The organism is Aerococcus sp. L_32, from assembly GCF_050689315.1.
In genome coordinates, this window is sequence record NZ_JBOEQF010000118.1 from 1 (window position 1) to 6,659 (window position 6,659).

Below are 6,659 nucleotides of genomic sequence, written 5' to 3' on the forward strand. Positions count from 1 at the left end.
CGTTAGAAATTCTTCTAACTCAGCCATTGAGAAATTAGAGGTAAAGAAAGTCGATAACTGCTCTTGCATCCGGTATTGCAAAATAACACCCAGCACATCATCGCGGACCCATTCACTATTAGATTCAGCACCAATATCATCTAACACTAGCACTTGCGCCTGCTTGATTTCATTGACTCTTTGGTCAACAGTATTGGTCCGGATACGTGATTTCAGATCTACTAACAATTCCGGGTAATGTACCAAGGTAGATTTGACCCCATGCTCAGCCAAAGTATTGACTAAAGCAGCCAGGATATGGGTTTTCCCAACCCCAAATTGCCCATGTAGGTACAAACCCTTATGATAGGCATTTGGCTTACTGGTATAGGCTGAAATAAATTGTAGACTCTTTTGAATCGCTTCAAATCGGTCTTGATAGTCATCTTTCGTCATCTTTTCAAAAGAAGCTGACCGCAGACTTTTCGGCATAGAGACCATAGTCACCCGCTTGTTCAATTCTTCGGCCTCTTGTTGTTGGATAAAGGCTTCAGTTGGATGATAATCCACATCGATAAAGTTCACGTTCATAATCAAATTTGGCGCATATTGGACGAATTTCTTTTGGCCCAATGCATCGTTACCGTTCTCGCGCGCAAACTCATATAATTTTGAAAATGATTTCTTCACGATTTCATCTTCAAAGGTTAACTGATGTTTGGCAAGAAAGGCCTGGACATCTGGATCACTTTGAACAATGCCTTCGATTTTTGCTTGTCGCTCTTTGAACATGGGGTTGCGGTTGAACTGCTGTTTTAATGAGTCCCCCACATTTTTCATTTGGTTGTTGTCAGCCATACTTACTCACCTTCTTTTTGATTTAATGAATGCAGTAATTGTTGAATTTCTGCTTCTTGCGCACTTAAGGATGCCTTATTTTCTTGCTTGACTGCCGTGTCTTGCTTAGGCCCTTCTTGGTCACCTGCCTTTGGCGCCACCACTGGTTTTTGATATTTATCCTGTCTTGAATCAGGGTCTAACCATTTTGGTTTAACTGACTGCTTCTGCGTCTGATAACGACCTTTAGCCATCCGGTTTTTTTGTCGTTTTTCATAATTTTCAGCACTTTTCTGTTTACGTTGCTTCAAGTATAACATGGCTTCTTCAGGCTCAACCACCTTGTTTTGACGCCAGTCATCAGCAACACTCTCTAGGTATGAGCGCGTCAGCCGGTTCTGTTCCAACTCAATCAAACAGAATTGCACCATTACATTTAAGGTCGCCGGCTGAATCACTTCTGACTGGATTAACTCAGTAATGGCGTTCCCCTCGGACTTAGTCAGATAGCCGCCCTTTTGTTCCTTAATTGATTTAGCAAAGGCAATTGGTGGATAAGACCTAGCCAATTTAGAAAATGACAACTCTTCTTTTGAGAGCCCTTTCCCTAGCCATTGTTGATCAGCTTGATCTGCCTGCTGGCGGCCTTTGGCCTCTGAAACCGTAATCCGGTCCGTTAAACCGCTACTAGTCCCTTGTGTAGATGCCTTTGCTGGCTGAACATTGCTTATACCTGTTTGACTGCTCGATTTGTCTAGAGCCAGGCGCTGCAACTTGCGTACGTCAATCGTATTGGTCCTTAGATCAGTCGCTGATAAGGCCAATTCTTTCAAGTCCACCTCATCAAAACCATAGAGTTGATGTAAGGATACAAACATCTCGTTCACTTCAGCTGTAATAGCTTTTTCAGAGATGAATGACGATTGCAGCAACTCTTTTAAGGTGTTCATATCTAAGGTTGAACTAGTGATTGTAGTTGCCTTGGTTTGACTATTTTTAGCTACCAACTTATCCTCAATCTCATCCGAAATGGGATAGTATTGACTTGGTAATCGGTAGACATCTTGGAAAGTAGCAGTCACTTCCGTCCAATCTCCTGATTTCAAGTCTACTGGCATTTTGATTGAAAACTTGTCTAGCATCAATTGATAGCGGTCTTGACCCAACCGGCCCATTAAAAGACTAGACATAATCGGGTCAGAGAAAATGTGCTTAGATTCCAAAGGTGCTTGCAATTGATAAATCGTCGTCACATCATCTTGATTTTGATGACTACTTTTTTCAAAAACTTGTAATAAGCCAATTGCTTCAAGTTGCCGTCTGGCCTTCACGTATTGCTCCTTACCAGCCACCATTTGTTCCATCAAATCGAAGTGGCGCAAAGGGATTGAGGCAAAGTCAGACAGTTGAATATTGGCATATAAAGTCTGGTAAAAGGCGTAAGCAGTGCCGCCAATAATGGGTTGGTATAGATGAAGTAGGACTTGCTGGTCAATATCTGAAATCCAGTGGGGTTGGGTAATTTGAACAAGCCCTTTTGGATCTAAATTTTGCCATGGGTATGTCACTGGCATTACCCTCCCTTCTATGAAATATTTAGTCTTCTACATGATCTTGGTTTGATTCTTCAGGTTTCGCATCGCCTTCACCCTGGTCATTCCGCCCTCTTAACCGTTCGATTTCTCTTAGGAAAACAGTCGGATCCTCAAATTGTCGGTATACGCTAGCATAACGAATATAAGCCACTTCATCAATATCTGGTAAAGCCGCCATCAATAATTCCCCAATTTCAGAAGCTGGTACCTCATTTTGGCTACGAGACCGCAGCTCAGATTCAACATCATTGGCTAACTGTTCAAGTTGGTCAGCTGATACAGGACGCTTTTCAGCAGAGCGGATCAGGCCACGCAAAACTTTCTCATGAGAAAACTCTTCTCTAGTTCCGTCACGTTTAACGACTAATAAGGGTGTTCGTTCGATGCGCTCGAAAGTGGTAAAACGGGCGCCACAGTCTAAGCACTCTCGACGTCGACGAATAGAGGTATTATTCTCCGCTGGTCGACTATCAATTACTTTTAAATTGGTTGAAGCACAATTTGGACATTGCATATATTTGACACCTCTGCTTTCAATTTTAATATACTTGAATAATTGCTCGATTTATTATAGCACAAAGGCTATTAAACCACTATTTTAGCGGTTGAAAGCCAGAGATACCGACCCATGCATCCAATTGTTGTTCAGTATCTGTAATAGACCCCGAATTATCAATCACCACATCCGCCATCATGGCTTTTCGTTCAATGGACATTTGACTAGTCATTCGTTGAAAAGCATCAACTGAAGTTAAGTTATCCCGCTGCATTAACCGGTCTAATTGGATGGTTTCTGACACATAAATAACCATTACCTGGTCACATGCATCCACGAAATTTCCTTCAAATAATAAAGGAATGTCCATGACAATCAGTTCATGTCCTTCTGCTTCATACTTGTCTTTTTGACTGTTTAACCAGTCGCGAATAGGTTGGTGTAACAATTCGTTCAGCTTCTCTCGTTCCTTATCATCTGAGAAGATAATTTGGCCTAGTTTTTTACGGTCTAAAACCCCATTTGGAAAGACAATATCCTCCCCAAAATGCGCTTTAACCGCTTCTAAGCCTGGTTGTCCTGGTTCAACAACCACTCGCGCCCCGTAATCTGCATCGATGACTGGAAACCCGGCTTTCTTAAAAAATTTACTTGCTGTTGATTTACCTGTGGCAATACTGCCGGTTAGTCCTAAAATATGACTCATAGTGCCTCCGTTTTACGTTTAAATAGATGATGTAATGTATTTCACTGCAAGGTGAATGCGCTGGCAATGTGGACAGAAATGCGTCCCTCTTTTAGCCACACTAATTTTCTCAATCTCAGTGCCACACCGTGGACAGGGTTGGCCCTTTTTCCCATAGACCTTTAAATAATCGGCAAAACGACCATTCTCACCAAAGGTATTGGTATAGGTTCGAATCGTTGTCCCACCAACTTCAATGGCTGACGCCATAATCCTACGACTCTCAGAAATAATGGTTTGTATTTCCTCGTCGTATAATGATCTAGCGCTTTGTTCAGGGTGGATTTTCGCTGCAAATAAGATTTCATCCGCATAAATATTGCCAATTCCCGCAATAACCCCTTGGTCTAACAACACTGCCTTGATGGGTCTGGTTGTCTTATCAAAACGCTTTTGCAGATAATCAAAGGTTAAATCTTTTGGTTCAGGACCTAATTCCAACTTGGCAATTTCCGCTTCAGTATCCGCCTTTTCAACCATATGAATCCGGCCAAACTTCCGAACATCTCTGTAACGAAGGTCATGACCGTCAGTCAGATGACAAATAACATGGGTATATTGGTCTACCGGGCTATCCGTTGGCTCATATAGGTATTTGCCTTCCATCCGTAAATGGGCAACCCATGTTACATCAGTCCAATAGAAAAGTAAAAATTTTCCTACTCGACCTACTTTCTCTAATTGCTGGCCTGGCATCCGGCTCTCAAAGGCCTCCACGCCACCTTCTGCTTGAATAATTCTTGGCCAAGTCACTGTCACAGACGATACTGTCTTACCAATAACAATTTCTTCTAGACCGCGTCGAACCGTTTCCACTTCGGGCATTTCTGGCATCACTACACCACTTTCTAATTTCTCTTCTTCATATCATTCTAATGCAAAACCTGCCTATTGAAAAGATAAGTAGGAGGCAAAGCTTGCAAGATATCTGTCATCCTTATCCATTTTATTCCATAGGCTAGAAAAGAGGTGCCAGTCTGTTTTAACTGCACCTCTTTATATTCATTATTTAGCTTCATACCAAGTTGCACCGTAATTAGATTCAATTTCTAATGGCACATCTAGTTGGGCTGCTGACCCCATGATTTCCGTCACTAATTTTTCTAGTGTATCAATTTCGTCTTTTGGTACTTCAAAGACCAACTCATCATGGATTTGTAATAATAGATTAGCTTGTAACTTATGTTCTTTTAACGCTTCATCCATCTTCACCATGGCTATCTTAATGATATCCGCCGCCGTCCCTTGAATTGGCGTATTCATGGCATTACGTTCAGCAAATGAACGAACGTTAAAGTTCTTCGCGTTTAAATCAGGTAAGTAGCGACGACGGTTGAATAGGGTTTCTACATAACCATCTTCTTTGGCTTTCTCTACAACATCCTTCATGTAAGCTTGAACGCCTGGATAGTTTTCCAAGTAAGTATCAATAAAATTCTTAGCTTCTGGACGAGAGATATTCAAGTTTTGGCTCAAACCATAGTCAGAAATCCCATAAACAATCCCGAAGTTTACTGCCTTGGCATTTCGTCTCATGTTAGACGTCACCTCATCTTTAGCCACATTGTAGACTTTCATAGCTGTTGAAGTATGGATATCTTCATGGTTGTTGAAGGCTTCCTGCATGTGCTTGTCACCAGAAATATGGGCCAACACCCGTAATTCAATTTGTGAGTAGTCACTTGAAAAAATAACCCAGTCTTCGTGACTTGGCACAAAGGCTTTACGAATGCTCCGGCCTTCTTCAGAACGAATTGGGATATTTTGTAAGTTTGGATCAGCTGATGATAAACGACCTGTTGATGTTAAGGTTTGTTGGAAACGAGAGTGAATTTTACCATCCTCGTGGATAAACTCTTGTAACCCTTCAACATAAGTCGATTGCAATTTATTCAATTGACGGTAGTTTAAAATCAAGTCGATAATTGGTGCTTGGCCAGCCAATTTTTCCAAAACATCCTGGGCTGTTGAATAACCAGTCTTCGTTTTCTTAATCACCGGTAAGCCCATTTCTTCAAATAGGATAACCCCTAATTGCTTAGGTGAATTCACATTGAATTCGTGGCCTGCTTCTTTCCAGATATTGGCTTCAAGACCGTCAATAATCTCTTGGAATTCAGCCTGCATAGTGACTAATTGTTGTTTATCCACTGAAATCCCTAAAATTTCAAGGTTTGCCAATACTAAAGCCAATGGTAACTCCATTTTTTGGTATAAGTCATCCATTTGGTTGGCTTCTAATTGCGGTCGAATGGTTTCTTGTAAACGTGCGATAATATGCACTTTACGGGCAATATGTTCGTACATGGTTTCAGCTTCTTCAGGAACGCCTCGTTTAGCCCCTTTGCCATAAATAGATTCATCATAAGACAAGTCATCCATATCAAATTCGCGTGCCACTTCAGCCAAGTCGTTAGAATTGTCGCGGGCATGAAGTAAATACGACCCAATTAAGACATCATCTACAACCCCTGCAAAGTCGATGCCTACATAGTCCAGCATGACCTTTGTTCGTTTGGCATCAAAGACTACTTTTGTGACTTGCTCATCCGACAACCATGATTTAAATAAATCAGCCTGTAGTAAGCTAGCATCTCCAGTAAAGATTTCACTACCGTTCGTCCATGCAACAGCCACAACCTCTGAATCATGGTAGTTTTTACTCAAGTTTTCAAGGTAAATCGCATACCCATCCGCTGCAGCCACACTTGGGAAATGGTCCACTGTTAAATCCTCAGCAGACGCCACGTGCGTATAGGCAACCTCTTCCCAATCTTCTGTCAACAAGTCCGCCTGGTCTGAGTTTTCCAATAAACGAGACATAAAGCCATTAAAGTTCATATCCTTATAAAATGACATCAGCGGTTCAAGCTGTTTGCCTTTATAAGGTAACTCAGATAATTCAATTTCCACGGGTGCGTCCAGTTCAATCCGCGCCAACTTTTTAGACAGAATCGCATTGTCTTTTTCGTTGATCAGATTTTCTTTACGCTTCGATTTCTTCATA

6 protein-coding genes are annotated in these 6,659 nt (G+C 41.6%); all 6 read right to left on the minus strand.

The window, feature by feature from the left end; all coding sequences use genetic code 11:
- On the minus strand, nt 1–837 hold an 837-nt coding region (gene dnaI / locus ACRCJ0_RS08305), incomplete at its 3' end, for a primosomal protein DnaI (RefSeq protein ID WP_431390152.1).
- Nucleotides 838–839: 2 nt separating this feature from the next.
- Complete coding sequence (locus tag ACRCJ0_RS08310; protein ID WP_431390153.1) at nt 840–2,390, minus strand: DnaD domain protein; 1,551 nt, start codon at nt 2,388–2,390, stop codon at nt 840–842.
- 22 nt (nt 2,391–2,412) lie between these two features.
- Nucleotides 2,413–2,925 (minus strand): transcriptional regulator NrdR, encoded by a 513-nt coding sequence (nrdR, locus tag ACRCJ0_RS08315; protein ID WP_016897724.1) that lies wholly within the window; start codon nt 2,923–2,925, stop codon nt 2,413–2,415.
- 79 nt (nt 2,926–3,004) lie between these two features.
- Nucleotides 3,005–3,613, minus strand: a complete 609-nt coding sequence (gene coaE / locus ACRCJ0_RS08320) for a dephospho-CoA kinase (RefSeq protein WP_420085458.1) — start codon at nt 3,611–3,613, stop codon at nt 3,005–3,007.
- Nucleotides 3,614–3,631: 18 nt separating this feature from the next.
- Nucleotides 3,632–4,486, minus strand: coding sequence for a DNA-formamidopyrimidine glycosylase (gene mutM, locus ACRCJ0_RS08325; protein ID WP_431390154.1), 855 nt, complete (start codon nt 4,484–4,486; stop codon nt 3,632–3,634).
- A 171-nt stretch (nt 4,487–4,657) separates the two neighbouring features.
- A partial coding sequence (gene polA, locus ACRCJ0_RS08330; protein WP_431390155.1) for a DNA polymerase I occupies nt 4,658–6,659 on the minus strand: 2,002 nt, incomplete at its 5' end.